18 protein-coding genes and 1 tRNA gene are annotated in these 21,372 nt (G+C 61.7%); 7 read left to right on the top strand and 12 right to left on the bottom strand.

The window, feature by feature from the left end:
* Nucleotides 1-84 precede the first annotated feature (84 nt).
* Together Q0L62_RS13415 and Q0L62_RS13410 are read left to right on the top strand one after the other, a co-directional pair.
* On the top strand, nucleotides 85-1,041 hold the full coding sequence (locus Q0L62_RS13415; RefSeq protein WP_296680790.1) for an NAD(P)/FAD-dependent oxidoreductase: 957 nt from the start codon (nucleotides 85-87) through the stop codon (nucleotides 1,039-1,041).
* Nucleotides 1,034-1,753 (top strand): SDR family NAD(P)-dependent oxidoreductase, encoded by a 720-nt coding sequence (locus tag Q0L62_RS13410; protein WP_296680788.1) that lies wholly within the window; start codon nucleotides 1,034-1,036, stop codon nucleotides 1,751-1,753. The genes Q0L62_RS13415 and Q0L62_RS13410 overlap by 8 nt, the downstream gene beginning before the upstream one ends.
* On the opposite strand, the gene Q0L62_RS13405 is transcribed toward Q0L62_RS13410, so the two are convergent.
* Together Q0L62_RS13405 and Q0L62_RS13400 are read right to left on the bottom strand one after the other, a co-directional pair.
* Nucleotides 1,747-3,261, bottom strand: a complete 1,515-nt coding sequence (locus Q0L62_RS13405; protein ID WP_296680785.1) for a cryptochrome/photolyase family protein — start codon at nucleotides 3,259-3,261, stop codon at nucleotides 1,747-1,749. The two genes, Q0L62_RS13410 and Q0L62_RS13405, sit on opposite strands and share 7 nt — an antisense overlap.
* A 55-nt stretch (nucleotides 3,262-3,316) precedes the next feature.
* A complete protein-coding gene (locus Q0L62_RS13400) occupies nucleotides 3,317-4,267 on the bottom strand; it encodes a rhodanese-related sulfurtransferase (protein WP_296680783.1) in 951 nt (316 codons plus the stop codon).
* An 83-nt stretch (nucleotides 4,268-4,350) separates the two neighbouring features.
* Between Q0L62_RS13400 and Q0L62_RS13395 the strand changes: the two genes are divergently transcribed.
* Complete coding sequence (locus Q0L62_RS13395; RefSeq protein WP_296680780.1) at nucleotides 4,351-6,228, top strand: ABC-F family ATP-binding cassette domain-containing protein; 1,878 nt, start codon at nucleotides 4,351-4,353, stop codon at nucleotides 6,226-6,228.
* Here Q0L62_RS13395 and Q0L62_RS13390 read toward each other — a convergent pair.
* From Q0L62_RS13390 to Q0L62_RS13380, 3 genes are read right to left on the bottom strand one after another with little or no spacing between them, the layout of a single operon-like run.
* Nucleotides 6,225-7,832, bottom strand: coding sequence for a DHA2 family efflux MFS transporter permease subunit (locus Q0L62_RS13390; RefSeq protein WP_296680777.1), 1,608 nt, complete (start codon nucleotides 7,830-7,832; stop codon nucleotides 6,225-6,227). The genes Q0L62_RS13395 and Q0L62_RS13390 overlap by 4 nt on opposite strands.
* Nucleotides 7,833-7,842: 10 nt before the next feature.
* Complete coding sequence (locus Q0L62_RS13385; protein WP_296680775.1) at nucleotides 7,843-8,940, bottom strand: HlyD family secretion protein; 1,098 nt, start codon at nucleotides 8,938-8,940, stop codon at nucleotides 7,843-7,845.
* Nucleotides 8,933-9,376, bottom strand: coding sequence for a MarR family winged helix-turn-helix transcriptional regulator (locus Q0L62_RS13380; protein WP_296680772.1), 444 nt, complete (start codon nucleotides 9,374-9,376; stop codon nucleotides 8,933-8,935). The genes Q0L62_RS13385 and Q0L62_RS13380 overlap by 8 nt, the downstream gene beginning before the upstream one ends.
* Before the next feature lie 212 nt (nucleotides 9,377-9,588).
* Between Q0L62_RS13380 and Q0L62_RS13375 the strand changes: the two genes are divergently transcribed.
* The gene (locus Q0L62_RS13375; RefSeq protein WP_296680770.1) at nucleotides 9,589-11,367 is read left to right on the top strand and encodes a DEAD/DEAH box helicase; all 1,779 of its coding nucleotides are present in this window, start codon (nucleotides 9,589-9,591) and stop codon (nucleotides 11,365-11,367) included.
* Between the two features lie 34 nt (nucleotides 11,368-11,401).
* On the opposite strand, the gene Q0L62_RS13370 is transcribed toward Q0L62_RS13375, so the two are convergent.
* The 4 genes from Q0L62_RS13370 to Q0L62_RS13355 form a co-directional block, all read right to left on the bottom strand.
* Nucleotides 11,402-11,477, bottom strand: a tRNA-Val gene (locus Q0L62_RS13370).
* Nucleotides 11,478-11,541: 64 nt separating this feature from the next.
* On the bottom strand, nucleotides 11,542-12,525 hold the full coding sequence (locus Q0L62_RS13365) for a winged helix DNA-binding protein (protein ID WP_296680835.1): 984 nt from the start codon (nucleotides 12,523-12,525) through the stop codon (nucleotides 11,542-11,544).
* Between the two features lie 67 nt (nucleotides 12,526-12,592).
* Entirely contained in the window at nucleotides 12,593-13,105 is a 513-nt protein-coding gene (locus tag Q0L62_RS13360) for a L,D-transpeptidase family protein (RefSeq protein ID WP_296680764.1), read from the bottom strand.
* Between the two features lie 44 nt (nucleotides 13,106-13,149).
* On the bottom strand, nucleotides 13,150-14,439 hold the full coding sequence (locus Q0L62_RS13355; protein WP_296680761.1) for an adenylosuccinate synthase: 1,290 nt from the start codon (nucleotides 14,437-14,439) through the stop codon (nucleotides 13,150-13,152).
* Between the two features lie 252 nt (nucleotides 14,440-14,691).
* Here Q0L62_RS13355 and Q0L62_RS13350 point away from each other — a divergent pair, with 252 nt between their 5' ends.
* The gene (locus Q0L62_RS13350; RefSeq protein WP_296680833.1) at nucleotides 14,692-15,516 is read left to right on the top strand and encodes an alpha/beta hydrolase; all 825 of its coding nucleotides are present in this window, start codon (nucleotides 14,692-14,694) and stop codon (nucleotides 15,514-15,516) included.
* 73 nt (nucleotides 15,517-15,589) lie between these two features.
* A complete protein-coding gene (locus Q0L62_RS13345) occupies nucleotides 15,590-16,432 on the top strand; it encodes a hypothetical protein (RefSeq protein ID WP_296680758.1) in 843 nt (280 codons plus the stop codon).
* Here Q0L62_RS13345 and Q0L62_RS13340 read toward each other — a convergent pair.
* The 3 genes from Q0L62_RS13340 to Q0L62_RS13330 all read right to left on the bottom strand — a co-directional run bounded on the left by Q0L62_RS13340 (nucleotide 16,429) and on the right by Q0L62_RS13330 (nucleotide 20,539).
* Nucleotides 16,429-17,556 carry an ATP phosphoribosyltransferase regulatory subunit gene (locus Q0L62_RS13340; RefSeq protein ID WP_296680754.1) on the bottom strand — a complete coding sequence of 376 codons (1,128 nt, stop codon included), beginning with the start codon at nucleotides 17,554-17,556 and terminating at the stop codon, nucleotides 16,429-16,431. The genes Q0L62_RS13345 and Q0L62_RS13340 overlap by 4 nt on opposite strands.
* 179 nt (nucleotides 17,557-17,735) lie before the next feature.
* Nucleotides 17,736-19,319: a phosphoglycerate dehydrogenase gene (gene serA, locus Q0L62_RS13335; RefSeq protein ID WP_296680751.1), complete on the bottom strand. Its 1,584-nt coding sequence runs from the start codon at nucleotides 19,317-19,319 to the stop codon at nucleotides 17,736-17,738.
* Nucleotides 19,320-19,417: 98 nt separating this feature from the next.
* Nucleotides 19,418-20,539, bottom strand: coding sequence for a phosphoserine transaminase (locus Q0L62_RS13330; protein ID WP_296680748.1), 1,122 nt, complete (start codon nucleotides 20,537-20,539; stop codon nucleotides 19,418-19,420).
* A gap of 165 nt (nucleotides 20,540-20,704) precedes the next feature.
* Here Q0L62_RS13330 and Q0L62_RS13325 point away from each other — a divergent pair, with 165 nt between their 5' ends.
* Entirely contained in the window at nucleotides 20,705-21,370 is a 666-nt protein-coding gene (locus Q0L62_RS13325; protein WP_296680745.1) for an extensin family protein, read from the top strand.
* Nucleotides 21,371-21,372 lie beyond the last annotated feature (2 nt).

The following is a 21,372-nucleotide window of genomic DNA, read 5'->3' as shown; positions in this document are numbered from 1 at the left end:
ACCATCTCTACCGGCCGCCGTGCGTGATGCCTCCCCCTCCTGTCCTCAGGGCGGCCGGACCTTCCTTGATTACAGGATGTGCGCATGCAGGTTGCCATTGTCGGAGCGGGAATCGCCGGGCTATCCTGCGCATCGCGGCTCGCTGATCGGGGACTGAAGACGGCACTGTTCGACAAGGGGAACAGGCCGGGCGGGCGCCTCTCCACTCTGGTAATCGATGATATGGAGTGGGATTTCGGCGCGCAGTTCATCGAAAACCCGCAAGAACCTTTTTCTGCCGCACTGAATGACTGGATTGGCGCCGGGTTGGTTGCGCCGTGGCATGGCGGTCCTGAACACAGCTTTGTCCCTGTTCCGCACATGCAGAGCCTGGTTGCCGCGCTGTGCAACGGACATGACGTGACCTTTGGCGCAGCGGTCCAGCAAATCGAGCGCCGGCCCGGTGGCTGGTTTGTGCGCGGGGCGGATTTTGCATCTGGTCCGTATGATGCTGTCGTGATTGCCACTCCGGCGGAGCAGGCGGCGCCGCTTCTGTCGCTGCACGACCTGGTCCTTGCCCGCGAAGCCGCGGCGGTCCGCTCGGCGCCTTGCTGGACCGCCATGGTCGGATTTGGCGAGCCGTTGCCAAATGTTCCGGTGACGATCGGTGACAGGGACGGTGTGATCTGGGCAGCGCGCAACACTTCGAAGCCTCGGCGCGGTTCAGCTGAATGCTGGGTTTTGGAGGCCGGTCCTGAATGGTCGCGCCAAAACCTTGAAGAAGCCCGGGAGGACGTCGCAACGCAGCTGCTTGCCCTGTTTGCAGCAGAGGCCGGAATTTCCTTGCCAGAACCAACCTTCCTGAAAGCCCACCGCTGGCGTTTTGCCAGGCCGCATGGGACAGCGGGACGCACGTTATGGAACGAACGGCTGCACCTTGGAGCTTGCGGCGACTGGTGCATCGATGCGACGATCGCCGGGGCGTGGCAATCAGGGACCGCGCTAGGTGAACGCATTGCGGCGGAACTGGCGCCCAAACAGGCTGCGAAAGACGTTGCCTGAGGTCGCAGTCGTTTTTGGCGCAAGCGGCGGCATCGGTGCGGCGCTGGTGGCAAACCTGGCGGCAAGTGGGCGCTATTCGCAAATCCATGCCGGTGCGCGCCGCAATCTTGAGGAACTGCCGCCGGGGGTAAGTGCGTTCCGGTTCGAATTGGGCGATGAGCGGTCGATCGCTGCTGCAGTGGCCGCGCTGTCATCCCCGCCGACCCTGGTCGCAATTGCAACAGGCGTGCTTCACGATGACGGGTTAGCGCTGCAGCCCGAAAAGAGTGCGCGCGCAATCGACCCGGCCGCCATGGAGCAGGTGCTGGCGATAAACACCGTCGGGCCGGCCCTCATTGCCAAGCATGTATTGCCGCACTTGCCGCGCGAACGAAGAGCTGTCTTTGCCGCCCTGTCAGCCAAGGTAGGATCGATCAGCGACAACCGCCTTGGCGGATGGCACAGTTACCGGGCCAGCAAAGCTGCGCTCAATATGCTGATAAAGACCTTCGCGATCGAGCTTTCACGCACGCATCCCCTGGCGGTGGTGGCCGCACTGCACCCCGGCACAGTGGCAAGCGCGCTGTCCGCCCCGTTCAGCCGGGGCATGGCACCCGATGCCTTGTTCGCTGCCGAGCGCGCTGCAGCCCAGCTTATGGATGTGATCGAAGGGCTGGAACCACGCGACAGCGGCGGCCTGTTCAGCTGGGACGGATCACGTCTGCCTTACTGATCCAATGTCGCCAGGAATGCGCCTGCTTCGCGGCGCACCTGTTGTTGTCGGTCGGGAGAAAACCGGTCCCATGTCGCCACCATCTGCCCCATGCGCGGATTACCCGCCAGCCGTGTTCGGTGACGGGCGATGAAATCCCAATAAAGCAGGTTGAACGGGCATGCGTCAGGTCCCGACTTGGCCTTGACCTTGAACCGGCAAGAACCACAATAGTCGCTCATCCGGTCAATATAGGCTCCGCTTGCCACATAGGGCTTGCTAGCCAGAAGGCCCCCGTCAGCGTACTGGCTCATGCCGACAGTATTGGGCAGTTCCACCCATTCATAGGCATCGGCATAGACTGCCAGATACCATTCGTGCAGTGCATGGGGGTCAACTCCGGCCAGCAGGGCAAAGTTTCCCGTCACCATCAGGCGCTGGATGTGATGAGCATAGGCTTCATCGCGGGTCTGGTTCACACAGGCGCTGACACAGGCCATGTCGGTCTGCCCCGACCAATAGAACCACGGCAGCGGCCGCGACGCGTCAAGAACGTTCGACCTTTCATATCCGGGCATCTTCCACCAGTAGATCGCGCGAACAAACTCGCGCCAGCCGATGATCTGGCGGATGAAGCCCTCGGCACTGTTCAGCGGCACCCAGCCACCCTGCCACGCCGTTTCCACGCGGCGGCATATTTCCAGCGGATCGAGCAGACCTGCGTTCAGATAGGGTGAAACAACCGCGTGAAACAGAAACGGTTGCCCTCCAACCATCGCATCCTGGTAAGCACCGAAATGCGGCAAGGCATGTTCGATGAAATGATCCAGCGCCGCTTCTGCGTCAGCGCGGGTGACAGCGAACCCGAACGGTTCAAGCGTTCCGAAATTTTCGGGGAAGCGCTTAGCCACCAGGTCAAGCACGGCTTGCGTAACTTCATCGGGAGCAAATCGCGGCGGCGCAGGCACCTCCATATCGGGCGCTGGCGGCTTGCGGTTATCAGCGTCAAAGTTCCAGCGCCCCCCGGCAGGCTGGTCGCCTTCCATGAGCAACCCGGTCTTGCGCCGCATCAGCCGGTAGAAATGCTCCATGCGCAGCGTTTTGCGCTCTTCGGCCCAGCGAACGAAGCCATGACGGTCGGCGATAAAACGGTCATCGGCAATCAGATCGGTACCGGGCCAACGGCTCATTTCGTCCAGCAAACGCCATTCGCCAGGCTCAGTCACCAGAACCCTGTCGATCCCGCCGCTTGCCAGGGCGCGCTCGACCTCTCCGCGCAATGTGCCGGTATTGCCGGGATCGTCCAAGGCAACATAGTCAACCCGCCAACCGTCATCACGCAGATCCTGGGCGAAGTGGCGCATCGCTGAAAATACGAAGGCGATCTTTTTCTTGTGATGGGCGACATAAGTTGCCTCGGCCATGACTTCGGCCATCAGTACCCGGTCTGCCATGCGGTCACCCTGGCGCAGCGAAGAAAGCTCGGGGCTGAGCTGGTCGCCCAGAATCAGGATCAGGTTACCGCTCACATTGCTGGCCTAAGACGCAGTCACACCGTTTTCAGCCTGTCCGCAGGGGCAGGTGTCAATTGTCTTCCCACCTAGCGCCGACATGCGCCTCTCCTCGCGCCGCGGCGAGCTGTTCCTGGCGGTGGCGTTCGCGGTACGAAGCGCGCTGTTCGTCGCTCCGCTCGGCGTGGCAAGCGGGGCAACTGATCCCTTCTTCAAAATGCGGAGATTGCTGGTCGGCCGCACTGACCGGGCGGCGGCAAGCGCGGCACAGCGCGTGGGTACCCTGGACAAGGCCATGACCGACTGTCACCCGCTCGTCGAAAACGAAACATTCGCCGCGCCAGAGGCTTTCCTGCGCCGGCACTTCTTCCAGATATCTCAGGATTCCGCCCTTGAGGTGATAGACCTCGGCAATTCCTTCCTGTTTCAAGAAGGCGGTCGACTTTTCGCAGCGAATGCCGCCGGTGCAAAACATCGCAACCCGCTTGCCAGCGCTTACCAAGCGGTGGCCTTCGCGATTGAACCAGTCGGGAAAATCGCGAAACGTTGTGGTACCAGGATCGACTGCCCCGGCAAAGGTTCCGGCCATCACCTCGTATCGGTTGCGGGTATCTATAACCACTGTATCGGGATCGGCGATCAACGCGTTCCAATCGTGTGGATCAACATAAGTGCCGACGCTGGCGACAGGGTCGATATCCGGCTGGCCCATCGTGACGATTTCGCGTTTCACACGCACCTTCAGGCGGTGGAAAGGCATGGTTTCAGCCGCGGCAAACTTGACGTCAACATCTGCGCAGCCCTGAAGTCCACGAATGTGGCCAAGTACGGCAGCAACGCCCTGGGCGTTTCCCGCGATCGTCCCATTGATGCCCTCATGGGCCAACAGCAGCGTGCCCTTTACCCCGTTCTGCCGGCACGCATCGAGCAGCGGCGCGCGCATGGCCGTACAATCTGCCAGGCGCGTAAAGCGATAAAGCGCCGCCACGACAAGCGGTTCGGAAAGAGGCTGGGTAATTGGCACCGGGCGCCAATAGCGCCGGGTATGCCAATTGTCATGTGCGCGGACCCTACCGCTCAGCCTTCAGGCCTGCTAGGCGGCGCGCCATGCTCAATCTTACCGGTGTCACAGTGCGCCTTGGCGGACGCACCATCATAGACGACGCGACCGCAAAACTGCCGCCGCGCGGACGTATCGGGCTAATTGGTCGCAATGGTGCGGGCAAGTCCACGCTGGTGCGCGTCATCGCCGGAATGCTTGAGGCAGACAACGGCACCGTAGCCATGCCGCGCGGCAGCCGCCTTGGCTATATCGCGCAGGAAGCCCCGGCTGGCTTGGCGACGCCGTTTGAAACGGTGCTGGCGGCCGATACCGAGCGCGCTGCGCTCATGGCGGAAAGCGAAGACTGCGCCGATGCGCACCACCTGGGAGAAATCCACGAACGTTTGATCGCGATAGACGCCCATTCCGCCCCAAGCCGCGCCGCCCGGATTTTGGTCGGTCTGGGTTTTGACGAAGCAGCCCAGCACCGCCCGCTTGACAGCTTCTCGGGCGGCTGGAGAATGCGTGTTGCGCTGGCATCGTTGTTGTTCTCGCAGCCCGATCTGCTGCTGCTCGACGAACCTTCCAACCACCTCGATCTTGAAGCGGTACTGTGGCTGGAGGATTTCCTGCGCACCTATCCGGCCACGATCCTGCTGGTCAGCCACGAACGCGACTTCCTCAACAACGTGGTCGATCACATCTTGCACCTGTCACAAGGCAAGCTGACCCTGTACCCCGGCGGCTATGATGCGTTTGAGCGGCAACGAGCGGAACGGCAGGCACAGCTAGCCTCGGCGCGGGTCAAGCAGCAGGCCGAACGGGAACGCCTGCAGGACTATGTCGCGCGCAATTCGGCTCGCGCATCGACCGCCAAGCAGGCACAGTCACGAGCCAAGGCCTTGGCGAAACTGCAGCCGATTGCCGAAATGATCGACGATCCTTCGCTCAGCTTCGACTTTCCCAACCCCGATGAACTGCGTCCGCCGCTGATCACGCTGGATCTGGCGGCAGTTGGATACAGTGAGGAACCGGTGCTCAGCCGCCTCAACCTGCGGCTTGATCCCGATGACCGGATCGCGCTGCTGGGCCGCAACGGCAACGGCAAGACCACGCTGGCCCGCTTGCTGGCAGCGCAACTGACACCGATGGCCGGGGCAATGAACGCCAGCGGCAAGATGCGGGTAGGTTACTTCACGCAATATCAGGTGGAGGAGCTCGACCGCGCAGAAACACCGCTGCAGCACATGACGGTGTTGATGAAAGGCGCGACCCCGGGCGCAGTGCGGGCGCAATTAGGACGGTTCGGCTTTTCGGGCGCCAAAGCGACAACCGAGGTCGGCAAACTTTCCGGCGGAGAGCGCGCGCGCCTGGCGCTGGCGCTGATCACGCGCGAGGCACCGCACATGCTGATCCTGGACGAGCCGACCAACCACCTGGACGTCGACGCTCGTGAAGCGCTGATACAAGCGCTCAACGCCTATTCCGGCGCGGTGGTAATCGTCAGTCACGATCGGCATATGCTGGAAATGACTGCTGACCGGCTGGTGCTGGTCGATAGCGGAACTGCCAAAGAGTTCGACGGGGCTATTGACGATTACATCAGCTTCGTACTCGCCAAGGATCCGCAAGGCGGCCGCAAGGATGAAGCCAGCCGGGGTGTCAACAAGAAGGATCAGCGCAAAGCCGCTGCCGAAGCGCGCGAGCGCGGACAGGAGCTGCGCAAAGCCGCCCGCGCGGCCGAGGCCGAGCTGGAACGTTTGCAAAACCAGCGCAGCGCGGTCGATCACGCAATGTTTGATCCCAACGGAGCGGAACCGGCCCTGGCCAAACTGACTATGACTGACCTGATGAAGCGCCGCGCGGACATTGAAACGAAAATCGAGGCCGCGGAACTCGTTTGGCTTGGGGCCAGCGAAGCGCTGGAAGACATTTCCGTTTAGTGACCCAGGTCCGCCGGGTCTGGCTTGACCTGCTGTGATGGCTTCTGCAGCAGCAGGGCAAACGGCATGACCAGCATGCTCATCCACATCATCAGATAGAAGTTGTCGATGTAGCCGATCATCGCAGCCTGCCGGTTGATTTCAGCGTCAATTGCAGACAGCGCGGCAGATCCCAGTTGCTGGAACCGATCTATGGTCGAAAAATCGATAAGGGCCGTCATCGAAGCAGTGACATGCGAGGAAAGGTCCGAATGGCCCGTCTGGATGTTGCGGGCCAACAGAACCGTAGTCACCGCGATACCAACCGAAGCCCCGAGCGAACGCGACAGATTGAGCAGGCTTGCGCCATCGGTTCGCAGCCGGGGCGAAATGCTGGCAAAGGCGCTGGTATTGATCGGCATGAACAGCATGCCGATACCCAGGCCTTGAAGAAAACCGCTGATCACGATCTTCGTTTGATCGACGCCCAGCGACCACCCTGACATTTGCCAGAACGACACTGCCGCCAAGGTAAAGCCGCAAATGACCATCAATCGGATATCAAATCCGCGCCGAATCAGGATTCCCGAAATCTGCATCGAAATCAATGTCCCGACTCCGCGCGGCATCAGCACCCAGCCGGTTCCGATAACCGAATAGCCGAACAGACGTTGCAACATCGGTGGCAGTAGTGCCATGGTTGCAAACATCACCACGCCCATGGCAAACATAAAACCAAACGCCACCACGAACGACCGGCTGGCAAACAATTCGGAACTGAACAGGGTCGGTTTCTTGCTGCTGATAAAGTGAACGCCGCCCATCCACACCGCGCTTACAATCGCAATCGCGTAAATCCATATCTCGGCAGAATTGAACCAGTCGACGTGGTTGCCGCGATCGAGCATTAACTGCAGCGCACTGATGGCAACGGCGATCATCGAAAAGCCGAACAGATCAAACCGGCGCTTGACGATTGGCCGGGACGGCAATTCCGCGATCATGATCAGCAGAGCCACGGCGCCAAGCGGCACATTGACATAGAATACCCAGCGCCAGTTCCAGTTTTCGGTAAGCCAGCCGCCGATAATTGGGCCAAGGATTGGCCCAGCCATCAGGCCCATTCCCCAAATAGCCATCATCTGCGCCTGCCGCGACGGCTTGTTCACATCAAGCATGGCGGTCTGGCTGAGCGGCGAAATGAACGCGCCGCTGATCCCCTGCAACGTTCGAAAAAGGACCATCTGCGTTATATTCTGCGCCATGCCGCACAACATCGAAGACAGGACAAAGGCAGCCGTCGACACGATGAACAAGCGGCGCGACCCGATCTGGTCGGAAATCCAGCCCGTCGTCGGAATCGCGACCGCGCTGGCCACGATATAGCTGGTCAAGACCCAGCTGATTTCGTCAGGTGTCGCTCCCAATGCGGCTTGCATGTGCGGGATAGCGACGTTGGCAATCGTGGTGTCGAGGATCTGGAGGAGCGATGCGGTCATCACCCCGATTACAACCAGATAGGGATTGCGGACCTGCAACGCAGCGACGTCTGGCGCTGCGGCTGCGGCAGCCTGCGGGCCGGCAGATCCAGCGCCGGTAATCGGTCCGGCGGCCTGCGATGCCACGGCGCCCGGCCTAGTGCTGATTGCCGTCAGTATAGACGGTGATGTGGCTTGAAAGGCCGGCCAGCAGCTGGCGTGGGCTGCGTTCGTCAATCGCGATGCGCACCGGAACGCGCTGGGTCACCTTGACCCAGTTGCCGGTCGCATTCTGGGCAGGCAACACCGAAAACTCGCTGCCGGTCCCTGCACCGATCGATGCGACGTGCCCTTTCAGCTTGACCCCGGGATAGGCGTCAAGCGCAATCGTGGCGGGTTGACCGGGCATCATATCGGCCAGATCCGTTTCCTTGAAATTGGCTTCGACATAGCTTTGTGCGCTGGCCACGATTGTCACGACGGGCAAACCGGTAATGATTTCCTGACCGATTTGCAGCCGGTCGGCCTGCGAAATCCGCCCCGCAAGCGGCGCGCGAACCACTGTCCGCTTGAGGTTCAGTTCGGCCGCGCGGCGCTGGGCTTGCGCTGCGGCGACGGCTGGCAGCACGCCTGGAACCTGCGAGCCGGTGGCCAGCTTTGCCCGCGCTTCATTCTGCTTGGCTTGCGCTAGCCGCAGTTCTTCGCGCGCTTGCGACACCTGATGCTGGGCGGCCTCGAAATCAGCCTTGGTGGTGAATCCGCGCTGCCAAAGCGCGCGCTGACGGTCGTAGTTGGCCTGTGCAAACCCGATATCTTCGCTCGCCGCACCAATATCGGCGCCGGACAGTGCCGAACTGTTGGCCAGCGCTGTCGCGTTAGCCTGGGCACTGGCGATTGCCGCGTCCGCCTGAGCAACTTGTATAGTGTAAGGTTCCTGATCGACCACGAACAGCACGTCGCCGGCTTTGACCAGTTGCCCTTCCCTTACCGCCACTGTCACGATTTTACCGCCGACTTCGGCGCTGACCGAAACCTTGTCCTGCTGGACATAGGCATTGTCGGTGGAAACCTTGCCTTGCAGAGTATACCAATAGGTCAGCCCGCCGCCGATGGCGAGCAACGGGACGATCCCCATCAAGGCGGCGCGACGCCAGCGGCCAGTTGCCTTGGCCGGCTTGAAAGCGGATGCCTGATCTTCCGGTGCGTTCACAGGCACCGCATTTTCAAGGATAATTTCGGGATCACGATCAGCCATTAGCTGCAGCCTGTTCAGTGAGTTTTCGCGAAAGATTGTGCCGCACCTGTTCCAGCATCGCGATCAACCGGATGCGCTCATCAGGCTCAATTCCCTCCATCGCGTCGTCCATCATCGCTTGGGCCATCGGGCGCAACTGTTCGAGCAGACTGTGGGCCCGGTCGGTCAAGTGCAGGCGCCAGGACCGGCGGTCCGCCGCATCTGCGCGCCTCTCGACCAGCCCGGCATCCTGCAACCGGTCGACCATCCGGCATACTGTGATCGGCTCCACATCCAGCTGCTCGGCCAGACCGCCCTGGTTGATGCCTTCATGCCGCGCAAGTGTGACAAGAACCTGCCATTGCGGGCGCGTCACGCCGATCGAGCGGGCGCGGCCGTCAAACGAACGCCGCATCATGCGCGAGGTATCTGCGATAAGCGAACCGAGGCTTTCCATACCGGCCATATAATAACTATGCTTATAATCGTCAAGATCACAATATTGATTTGCGGAGCTGCGCGGTGCTGGCGAGCACTAAAGTGCCTGCAATTCGGCCATTTTCCCGATTGCCATTGTGCCGCGCGCCGTAAACGCCTAGCGGGGCCGCTGAACGACGGACCCGGTGTCCGCCAGCGGTCTTCAATGCCGCCCCAGCCAAGCACGAGAACATGACCTTTCACACTCCCTTCACGCTTCTTCAGGAAGCGCTTGCCACGCGTGGATATAGCGATCCCACTCCCGTCCAGGCCGCCGTGCTCGAGGACGAGGCGAGTGGCCGCGACCTGATCGTTTCGGCACAGACCGGATCAGGCAAGACGGTGGCTTTCGGCCTTGCCATGGCGCCCGAGATACTGGACGGCGAAGGCCGAGCAGCGCCAGCCGCAGCGCCCCGCGCGCTGATCATAGCCCCTACGCGTGAACTGGCCCTGCAGGTCAGCCGCGAACTGATTTGGTTGTTCGGCCCGACCGGAACGCGGGTTGCCACTTGTGTCGGCGGGATGGACCCATCAAAGGAACGCCGCGCGCTCGGCTACGGTGCGCAGATCGTGGTCGGCACACCGGGGCGTCTGCGTGATCATCTGGAACGTGGGGCGCTTGACCTGCGTGAACTGGCCGTCGCCGTGCTCGATGAAGCGGACGAGATGCTCGACATGGGCTTCCGCGAGGATCTGGAGGAGCTGCTCGATGCGACGCCTGACGGCCGCCGCACGCTGCTTTTTTCCGCCACGATGCCCAAGCCTATTGTGGCGCTGGCAAAGCGCTATCAGCGAGACGCGCTGCGCATATCAACCGTCGCTTCGGAACGTGGGCACGGTGATATTACGTACCAGGCCATGGCGATCGCGCCGGCCGACATCGAAAACGCCGTGGTCAACCTGCTGCGCTATCACGAGGCCGAAACGGCGATGCTGTTCTGCGCCACGCGCGACAACGTCCGCCATCTGCACGCCAGTCTGACCGAGCGCGGCTTTACCGCCGTTGCGTTGTCGGGTGAGCACAGCCAGAACGAGCGCAATCAGGCGTTGCAGGCGCTGCGTGACCAGCGAGCGCGGGTCTGCGTGGCAACCGACGTTGCCGCCCGCGGCATCGATCTGCCCAGCCTGTCGCTGGTGGTCCATGTCGAAATCCCGCGTGATGCCGAAACGCTGCAGCACCGATCGGGCCGAACGGGCCGTGCGGGAAAAAAAGGCACCGCAATCCTGCTGGTCCCCTACCCCCGCCGCCGCCGGGTTGAAGGCATGCTGCGCGGCGCAAGCGTTTCTGCCCAATGGGTCGCTGTGCCATCCGCCGCCGATATTCGCGCGGCCGACGCCGAGCGTTTGATGACCACACTGCTCGCTCCGATCGAGGTGACGGACGAGGATCGCGACCTTGCAGCCAAGTTGATGGCAGAAAAGAGCGCCGAGGAGATCGCCGCTGCGCTGGTTCACGCCCACCGCGCGCGGATGCCGGTGCCCGAGGATTTGCTGGCCAGCGATGCGCCGCCCCCGCGCGGACCGCGCCCCGGTTTTGAAGGCAGCGCCTGGTTCCGGCTGAACGTTGGCCGGAGGCAGAACGCCGATGCGCGCTGGATCCTGCCGCTGCTGTGCCGCCGCGGCCATGTCAGCCGAACCGACATTGGCGCGATTCGCCTTGCCGCCAACGAAACGTTTTTTGAAATCGCCGGACCCGTTGCGGCACGGTTCCTGGACGCTGTGCACCGGACTGCCGAAGAAGACGACGGCGTGGAGATCACTCCCAGCGAAGGCGCCCCGCGCGAAGAAGCCCGCGCCGCGCGAAAGCAGGGTCACGCACGGCCTGTCGCACCCACCGGCAAGTCGCCCCATCACGCCAAGCCGGCGCACCGCGGCAAGGATTTCGCCGGATCCCGCAGCAATGCTGCAGGATCCGGTGCCAAGCCGTTCCGCAAAAAGGGACCGTGGAAAGGCAAGCCGCCACAAGGATAAGAGATTGGGCTGCTGTTACGGCAACCGGTTCCGGTGGTGGGCGCTGACGGGCTCGAACCGCCGACCCTCTCGGTGTAAACGAGATGCTCTACCAACTGAGCTAAGCGCCCCATCACGGGAAGCGCGCTTTTAGCCTGTGATCCGCGCGCGTCAATCTGCTGTGACGTTATACGCTCAGACTATTCGTGCCGCATTGGCGCCCAGATCGGCAAAATATCGCGCCATGGCATCTGCCGCCTTGTCGGTCAGCGTGATGAAGGCACGGCGGCGGTCGCTGTCATCCTCTACCCGCGCAAACAGGCCGGCGTCGATCATCTGGCCGATCCAGCGCAGCGCGGTGGTCGGCGGAACGCCGCTGGCGATGCAAAGGCTGGTGACCGATACGCGGGTATGTTCCACCCGGGCGGCCGTCAGATCAAGCAGCATGTCCCATGCCGGATCACCGAACAGGTCACCATCAAAGAAGCGAGCGCGCAGCTGGCGCTGTCTAATAATCCGCCGGACCAGCCGCGGATCAGGCAGCGCCGGGCGCGCAGCGCGCAGCAGCCGGTCCTCAATCTCGGGTTCTGCCGCAGCAAAGGCCGGGCGCGGACTTTCAAAGCGGAATGCTCCATCCCGTTCAGGCGCCGCTAACGGTCCTTCCAGCCGGTCAAGTCGCTGGGCTATCTGCCCAACCTGTTCGGTAAGGCGGAGCAGGACTAGACGGTCTTCCTCGCTCAATTCACGCAGGCGCAGGGCCGAAACCTGCCCCAGGACCCGGCCGAGTGCAATAACCCGATCTGCCCGGCTGGGATCGACCAGTATCTGCGGGCTCGACTGGTCAAGACAGCCAAATACATCGTCCAGGGCTGCTACTGAAGTCGACACGATAAGCTGCGCACCGGTATTGGCGGCGCGCATGTCAATTCGCGCCAAGGCAGCCAATCCCGCTGCATCGGGCTGCGGACAATCAACCAGGATCACGTCACCCAGCGCCCGTGCCTCATCATCAAGTAATTCCGACAAGGTACCGCCTGCAGCTATTCGCAACCCTGCTGCTTCGGCATCCTCGCGGACAATTGCTGCAATATGGGACCGGTCGGCAAACAGGCTTAGCGTCAACGGCGATCCAGCCGCATCATGCGCGGCAGAGGAATACGCGAAATTGGCTTGCCCCATGATTATCGACTCCATTTCTTTGAACAGAAGTAGAACAAAAAGGGATTATGTCAAGAATTCGGATGCGTTACGCGTTGATATCAATTGGAGTACCATCAGCCACTGCCTGCCACAGCGCCTCGATCTCGTCGTTGGAAACGGCGATGCACCCGTCGGTCCAGTCACCGGGAATACGGCCGGCGGGCAGGCTGTTGGGCTGGCCATGGATGAAAATCTGTCCTCCCGGGTTGCGGCCTTTCGATCGGGCAAAAGCGGTATCGGCGATGCGGGGGTAATCGATGTGAAGCGAAAGATGATAGGCGCTGTTGGGGTTGCCGTAGTCGATGGTGAAGCGCCCTTCGGGCGTGCGCTCATCGCCTTGGAATTGCTTGGCGCCAATTGGCTCGTCGCCCAGCTGGATTCCGTGGATGATGTGAACCAGCGCGCCATCGGCATACAGTTCCATCCGCCGCTCTGACTTGTCGACCACGATCCGGTCTATCTGCGGCAGCGGCGGTGCGGGTTCCTGCGCGCGGGCCAGAATTGCCATCCCGGCAAGGGGCATGGTCAAGGCGGCAACAGCGGCGAGGCGGCGAACCATATGACGCAGCTTACCGATGGTACAATTTCCGACAAGTGTATCCGTCAGTCGACGAAGGGATCACGGACCAGGATCGTGTCCTCACGCTCTGGTGATGTGCTGACCAGCGCTACCGGGGTTTCGATCAGTTCCTGGACCCGCTGGATATACTTGATCGCCTGAGCGGGCAGATCGGCCCAGCTGCGCGCGCCAGCGGTGGTGCCGCTCCAGCCTTCCATTTCCTCATAAATTGGTTCAACCGAAGCCTGATCGGCGGCGTGGCTGGGGAAGTAATCGAGCACCTTGCCGTGGAGGCGATAACCGGTGCAGATTTTCACCGTTTCAAACCCGTCGAGGACATCGACTTTGGTCAGCGCGATGCCGGTCACGCCGCTGATTGCGCAAGACTGGCGCACCAGCACCGCGTCGAACCAGCCGCAGCGGCGTTTGCGCCCGGTTACGGTGCCAAACTCATGCCCGCGCTCGCCCAACTGCTGCCCGGTGGCGTCTTCCAGCTCGGTCGGGAAAGGGCCCGATCCGACACGGGTGGTATAGGCCTTGACGATCCCCAGCACGAAGCCGGCCGAGGCCGGGCCGAGTCCGGAACCGCTGGCCGCCGTGCCACTGACCGTGTTCGAACTGGTGACGAAGGGGTAAGTGCCGTGGTCCACATCAAGCAGCACGCCCTGCGCACCTTCGAACAGGATGCGCGCCCCGGCCTTGCGCACGGTATTCAGCCGTTTCCACACCGGCTGGGCGTATTGGAGCACAGATGGCGCGATTTCCTTGAGCTCGGCAACCAACGCGTCGCGGTCAACCGGGGGCTGACAGAACCCGGCGCGCAACGCGTCGTGATGGGCGCAAAGCCGGTCAAGCTGGCTGTCGAGCGCGTCGAGGTGCGCCAGATCGCAGACCCTGATGGCGCGGCGGCCGACCTTGTCCTCATAGGCGGGGCCGATTCCGCGCCCGGTGGTGCCGATCTTGCCCGATCCGGCGGCGCTTTCGCGCAAGGCGTCCAGATCGCGGTGAAGCGGCAGGATCAGCGGGCAGTTGTCCGCAATAGCGAAGTTTTGGGCGTTGATGACGACGCCTTGCCCTTCCAGTTTGGCGATCTCGCTCTTGAGATGCCACGGATCCAGGACCACGCCGTTGCCGATGATCGATAGCGTGCCGGTGACAATGCCCGAGGGTAGCAGGCTGAGCTTGTAGACCTGATCGCCGACGACCAGCGTGTGGCCGGCATTGTGCCCGCCCTGAAAGCGGACCACGGCATCGGCGCGGCTTGCCAGCCAATCGACGATCTTGCCTTTGCCTTCATCGCCCCACTGGGCGCCGATCACGGTTACGTTGGCCACGGTTCGGCAAATCCTTATGTAAAGCAGGGGCGAAAACCGTGCCGCCCCCTAAGGTATGCGCAGGCCAAGGGCAAGGCGACAATCCGCGACAATTGATGACTGGACGGCAATGCCCGCCGAATTAGGCTGGCCACAAACCGGAGCGTACCGATGGGGAAAATTGAAATATTGTCCATGACCGCGCTGGCGCTGGTGGGCAGCAGCCTGGCCCAAGCGCGCGATGATTCGCTGGGTAGCGGGCTGGCAGAGCGAATGGCGCTGCGGACGCGCGTCGCTGATGTAGCGCAAGCGGAAGGCAAGCAGACGCTGTCCTATGGCAGTGATCCCATGCAGAAGCTTGATTTTTATCCGGCAAAGAATGCCACAGGGGCCGCTCCCCTTGTGCTTTTCGTTCATGGCGGCGGGTGGAAACGCGGGAGCAAGGATAACGCCGACGGAAGCTGGAAGGCGCCGCATTTTACGCAGGCGGGCTACGCCTACGCCTCTATCAATTACCGGCTGGTGCCCGGCGCCGCAGTTGAACAGCAAGGCGCCGATGTCGCTGCTGCACTGCGCTACCTTCTTGATCATAGCGCTTCGCTTAACATCGACCGTGGGCGTGTAATCCTGATGGGCCACAGCGCGGGCGCGCACCTGGTCGCGCTGGTCGGTACAGACGAACGCTATCTGGCCGGGGCTGGCCTGTCGTTTCGAAATGTAGTTGGCATACTGCCGATCGATGGGGCTGCCTATGACGTGACGGCGCAAATGAAAGATGGACCCAGGTTGATGCAGCAAACCTACGTCCAGGCCTTTGGCACCGATCCGGCGCGCCAAGCGGCGCTGTCTCCGACAATGCAGGCGGGCATGCCCAATGTACGGAGCTTTCTGATCATCCACGTCCAGCGTAATGACGGCGTCGCTCAATCAAAAGCGCTGCAGGCCGCATTGGTCAAAGCAGGCACCAAAGCCGAGCGCGCAGGTTTCCCGGGGACGGGTCTATCGGGCCATGCCGAAATCAACCGGCAACTTGGAAATCCCGCTTATCCGGCAACCGCGGTGGTTGATGAGTGGCTGTCCAGGGTTTTTGCGCGTTAAGGATCACCGTTAAGCCGTGCTGCATCCAGTGTCCAAAGCAGACACACCCCCGGAAGGGGTATAGAAATTAAGTATGGGATCAGGTTACACACTGTCTTCAATGGTGCACGAACTGATCAGCGAACCGGCATACGTGATCAAGGCGGAAGAACTTTCAGCCTTGAATTACCTTGATCCGGACCATCCACGGCCTTTGCTGACCGAGTGGATCAACCGTGGCACCGATCAGAAGATGCGGCGCACGTCTATTGATCTGCTGCTGCGCACCCTGACCGAAGACAGCACGTCACCCAGCGTCGTTCGTCTGCACCAAACGTCAGGCCTTCGCGTCATTTTTGCAACCGACAAGGATCGCGACGCTTTTGCGACCGCCTTTGCCGGCGCGCGAACGCAAATGGCACTGCGCCGCGACTACGTGATCGCAACGATCTTCGACAGCGTCGATCACGCGCAGGAAGCCGTCGCCGCCCTCACAGCAGCCGGGGTACCAGACCAGTCGATTTCGCTGATGTGCCGCGCGGGTGAGTTTTCGCCCGACGGCGATAAAAGCTGGCGCGGGCATAGCAAGACCAGCGTTGCCGCGGCGGTAGCCGGGGGCGGCCTGATGGGCGCCTTGATGGGCATTGGCATGATGGTCATTGTTCCGGGCCTGGGAGCAGTTGCCGCAGCCGGAGCGATTGCTACCAGCCTGTCATCGGTTGCCTCTCTTTCAGGCATCTTCGGGGCTACCGGCGGTGCAATCGCCAAGATGCTGACCGACAACGACGTCGATGGACGCGAGGCCAATTATTACGAGCGGCAGATTCGCCGTGGCCGCGTGTTCGTATCGGTCGACACCCGGATAGCGCCGGGACTGACCGGCGCTGTGCGCCGAATCCTCAAGAACAATGGCGGCCAGACCGCCAAGGCCGCCTAGACGGCAACGGTATCGCCGCGCTCAAGCCGGTGAGTGCAGCCCAGTATCTTTGGATCGCAGTTTTTACCCAGAGCCGCCACTGTGCGCCATCCGATGGCCCGCAGGCGCGCAGCATGGATAGGGTCATGACCAAGCGGCAGGAACAGCACGTCGCGGCGCGGTTCGGCATCGGCTAGCCAGTCGATCAGCGCGTCGGGATAAAGCGAAAAGCCGATAGCCGGCTCGTCACTTCCGCCAGGACTGTTAGACTTGATCGTATAGCTGCCGCCGCGCCCCAGAATTCCGGCGAGTCCATCAGCATAAATCGAAAAGCCGAACCAAGATTGGTATTCAAACCCGTGCCGTTCAGACGGGTCGAGCGTAATGCGGGCACTATCGCCCAACCGCGCAGCAATGGCGCGCAAAGCTGCAATCCGGCTGGCAAGGGCGCCGCCTGCATCGATTGCTGCCAGCTGCTCGATCGCGCTTTTGAATGGCCCGATTGCAGTCAATAGCGGAAGGTAATCAGCGCCTCCCGCCGCCACCAGTCCGCCGGCGTTCTTCGCATCGAGTTCGCGCCGCACTGCGTCAGCTTTCTCAGGAGCCAGCGGCAGGGCCTGCGCGGCCAGTGTGTCGACCAGATCGGGCAGGGTAAAATCTACCGAAAGGCCGGTCGCCCCGGCGCTGCGCAGCGCCTCGATCGCAACTGCAACGACTTCGCCCGCGGCAGCAACGCTTTCCATCCCGATCAGTTCGGCGCCAAGCTGAAGTCTTTCGCGCGTGGGATCAAGCCCGTCGCCCTTGATGGTCACGACCTGACCGGCATAGCATAGCCGAAGCGGGCGCGGGGCGCCGGCCAGGCTGGTCGAAGCAATCCGGCCCAGCTGCGGTGTAATATCGCTGCGCAACGCCAGGGTTCGCAAGCTGGCGGGATCAACAAAGCGGAACATGCGGCGCGGGCTGATCCCGGCCATGCGGCTGGCCAACGACCTTTCAAACTCAATGCTGGGGGGTTGAACTCGGTCATAGCCATGCGCATCGAGTGCATCGATCACCGCACGGGTTACACGAGCGGCCACCGCCGCGCTAACAGGCAGGCGGTCTTCCAATCCTTCAGGAAGCAGGTCGCGATCGGTGTCTTGCATTCGGTTCTACCTTAACCTCTTCATTCCCGCGCAAACGGGAACTCCACCCTCGAACCATCCGGTCATGGCACACCCTGATTATCGACCCCCGCTTTCGCGGGGATGACGACAAATGGCAAGCGGGCCGGCCTGGTCAACTTTTCCCGAGATTACCGGTCAAGCCCGGCGCGATAAAGTGATCAGAACCCCAACGCCATGACCCGCTTTACACCGGGCAGGGATCGCGCCTTATCGACCACATCCGCAGGAACCGGCTCGTCAACCGACAGCAGCAGCACGGCCTCACCGCCGGCTTCGCGGCGGCCAAGGTTGAAGGTGCCGATATTGATGTTGTTTTCGCCCAACAAAGTACCGATCCGGCCAATGAAGCCGGGGGCGTCTTCGTTGACAATGTACATCATCGGACCATCGAGCTCGGCCTCTACTTTGATGCCGAACAGTTCGACCAGACGCGGCTCGCTGTTGGAGAACAAAGTCCCTGCAACTGATCGTTCACCCGCTTCGGTCTTGACCGAAACGCGGATGAGTGTGTGATAATCCCCTGCCTTTTCGGTTTTGACCTCGCGTACTTCAAGTCCGCGTTCCTTGGCCAGGAACGGCGCGTTGACCATGTTGACCGTGTCAGACTGGGTGCGCAGAAAACCTGCGAGCACTGCCGCCACCATCGGCTTGGCATTAAGCTCGGCTGCGGCGCCTTCGGCGTGGATCGAGATCCGGGCAAGGCTGCCGGTCGTCAGCTGGCCGACCAGACTGCCCAACCGCTCTGCCAGGGCCATGTAGGGCTTTAGCTTGGGGGCCTCCTCTGCCGAAAGCGATGGCATGTTAAGAGCGTTAGTAACCCCGCCGTTGACCAGGAAATCGGCGATCTGTTCCGCAACCTGCAGCGCGACGTTGACCTGCGCCTCATTGGTCGAGGCGCCAAGGTGCGGCGTGCAAATGAAACCTGGGGTGCCGAACAGGGGGGATTCCTTGGCCGGTTCGGTCTGGAACACGTCAAGCGCTGCCCCCGCAACCTGGCCCGAATCAAGCGCATCCTTAAGCGCAGCTTCATCGATCAGCCCGCCACGAGCACAGTTGACGATCCGCACGCCGCGCCTGGTCTTGGCCAGATTTTCTGCCGACAAGATATTGCGCGTCTGGTCAGTCAGCGGGGTGTGAAGAGTGATGAAGTCTGCGCGTGCCAGCAAATCGTCCAGCTCGACCTTTTCAACGCCCAGTTCGACTGCCCGTTCAGGCGAGAGGAACGGATCAAAGGCAATGACCTTCATCCGCAGGCCTATGGCGCGGCTCGCGACGATCGAACCGATGTTACCCGCACCAATCAGGCCCAGCGTCTTGCCGGTAACTTCCACGCCCATGAAGCCGTTTTTGGGCCATAAACCCTGCTGGGTCTGGGTGTTTGCGTCGGGGATCTGGCGGGCCAGCGCGAACATCATGGCAATTGCGTGTTCTGCTGTCGTAATTGAATTGCCGAACGGGGTGTTCATCACGACGACGCCCTTTGCCGAGGCATAGGGGATGTCGACGTTGTCGACGCCGATCCCGGCGCGGCCGATGACCTTGAGATTTGTGGCGGCGTCGAGCACCTCCTTGGTCACCCTGGTCGAGGATCGGATGGCCAAGCCATCATAGTCGCCAATTCGGGCGATAAGCTGCTCAGGCGTTTCGCCAGTGATGACATCAACGTCGCAGCCGCCTTCGCGCAGCAGACGTTCGGCATTGGGGTCCATCTTATCGGAAACAAGTACGCGGGGTTTGGTCATAATATCCTCGTCATTCCCGCCAAAACGGGAAGCCTGTCCCCGTCTTAGCGTCTTGATATGTCTGGAATTGGGTCACCGCCTGCGCGGGGATAACGGTCTTATTGCCTGGTCGCTGCGTAGGCCCAGTCGAGCCACGGACCCAGCGCAACGATATCGGCCGTCTCAACCGTAGCGCCGCACCAGATACGCAAGCCTGGCGGGGCATCGCGGTATCCGGCGATATCATAGGCCGCGCCTTCCTTTTCCAAGGCTCCGGACATGGCTTTGATCATGGCTTCGTCGGCGCCTTCAACCGTTAGGCATACCGAGGTTTTCGAACGGCTGGCCGGATCGGCAGCAAGGTGGCCCAGCCACGAACGGCCTGCAACGATGGCATTGAGCGCGGCGGCATTCGCATCGCTGCGCGCCTGCAGGCCTTTCAGCCCGCCCAGACCCTTCGCCCATTCCAGTGCGAAGATCGCGTCTTCGACCGCCAGCATGGACGGTGTGTTGATCGTTTCTCCCTTGAACACGCCTTCGGCAAGCGCGCCCTTGGACACCAAGCGAAAAACCTTGGGCAGTGGCCACGCGGGAGTATGGCTTTCCAGGCGTTCGACTGCTCGGGGGCCGAGGATCAGGACACCGTGACCACCTTCTCCGCCGAGCACCTTCTGCCAGCTGAACGTCGCGACATCGATCTTGCTCCAGTCGATATCATAGGCAAAGACCGCGCTGGTTGCATCAGCGAAGGTTAGGCCTTGTCGATCGGACGGGATCCAGTCGGCGTTTGGCACGCGGACGCCGCTGGTGGTGCCGTTCCAGGTGAACAGCACGTCGTCGTCAAAGTTCACTTTGGACAAATCGGGCAACTGACCATAATCAGCGCGGATCACCGTGGGGTCGAGCTTAAGTTGCTTGACTGCATCGGTAACCCAGCCTTCGCCGAAGCTTTCCCAGGCCAGACTTGTAACGCCGCGCGCGCCCAGCATGGTCCACATTGCCATTTCATAGGCGCCGGTGTCCGATCCCGGTACTATGCCAATGCGGTGCGTGTCGGGAAGCTGCAGCACCTCGCGCATCAGATCGATGCAGTATTGCAGGCGCGTCTTGCCGATCTTGGCCCGGTGCGACCGGCCAAGCGATTCGGTGGCAAGTTTAGCGGGAGCATAGCCCGGAGGCTTGGCGCACGGGCCCGAGGAAAAATACGGGCGTACCGGCAGTGCCGGCTTGGTATCAGTCATGTATTCTCTCCTTGCAGAGAGCACGCGCGGCGTTGGGACCGCGTGGCCCGGAGCCGCACCTAGTGGCGACTGATCGCGTGTCAAGCGAATGCTACCGCAAAGTGTTCCCCGATCTGTTTCCCGTTACCCTTTGTTAACCATGCGCGCCTTAGCGTGTCGGACGTGATGAGCCGTTTTGTCATGCTGCCCTTGTTGGCCCTGCTGTCTGCCTGCAATTCTGTGATTCCGCAGGGCGATGCGCCGCAGCGCGCATCGATCAAGCGTTCTGCACAGATTTTGACGACGCGGCCCGAAGTGCGCCAGTGTCTGTCCACTCTGGGCCAGGCCAAAGCCGATTTCACGCCGCTGCCCGATCAGTATTACGGCGCTGGCTGTTCAACGCTGGGTACCGTGCGGCTCGCAAGCTTGCGCGGTGATGATTCCACTCTTGGGCTAAGCAATCTTGGCCCAGTTACCTGTCCGCTGGCTGAAACCTTTGCCGGCTGGGCCCGCTTTGGCGTTGACCGCGCCGCACAGCAGCTACTTGGCAGTCCGCTAGCCCGGATCGAGACGATGGGGAGCTACAATTGCCGCAATGTCGCAGGCTCAGCGCGGCGCAGCGCCCATGCCACGGCCAGCGCGATCGACGTGTCGGGTTTTGTCCTTGCTGATGGTCGGCGCATCACAGTCAGCGGCGACTGGCAAAGTGAGAGCCCGCGAGTGCGTCAGTTTCTGACACTGATTCATTCGAGCGCCTGCAAACGCTTCGGCACCGTCCTTGGCCCGGCCTACAACGCCGCGCACAAAGATCACCTTCATCTTGAGCTCAGCAGCAGGTCAACCTGCAGCTAGCG

This window comes from Novosphingobium sp. (assembly GCF_024642085.1).
Taxonomy (GTDB): domain Bacteria; phylum Pseudomonadota; class Alphaproteobacteria; order Sphingomonadales; family Sphingomonadaceae; genus Novosphingobium.
This window is presented reverse-complemented; position numbering and strand designations above follow the sequence as displayed.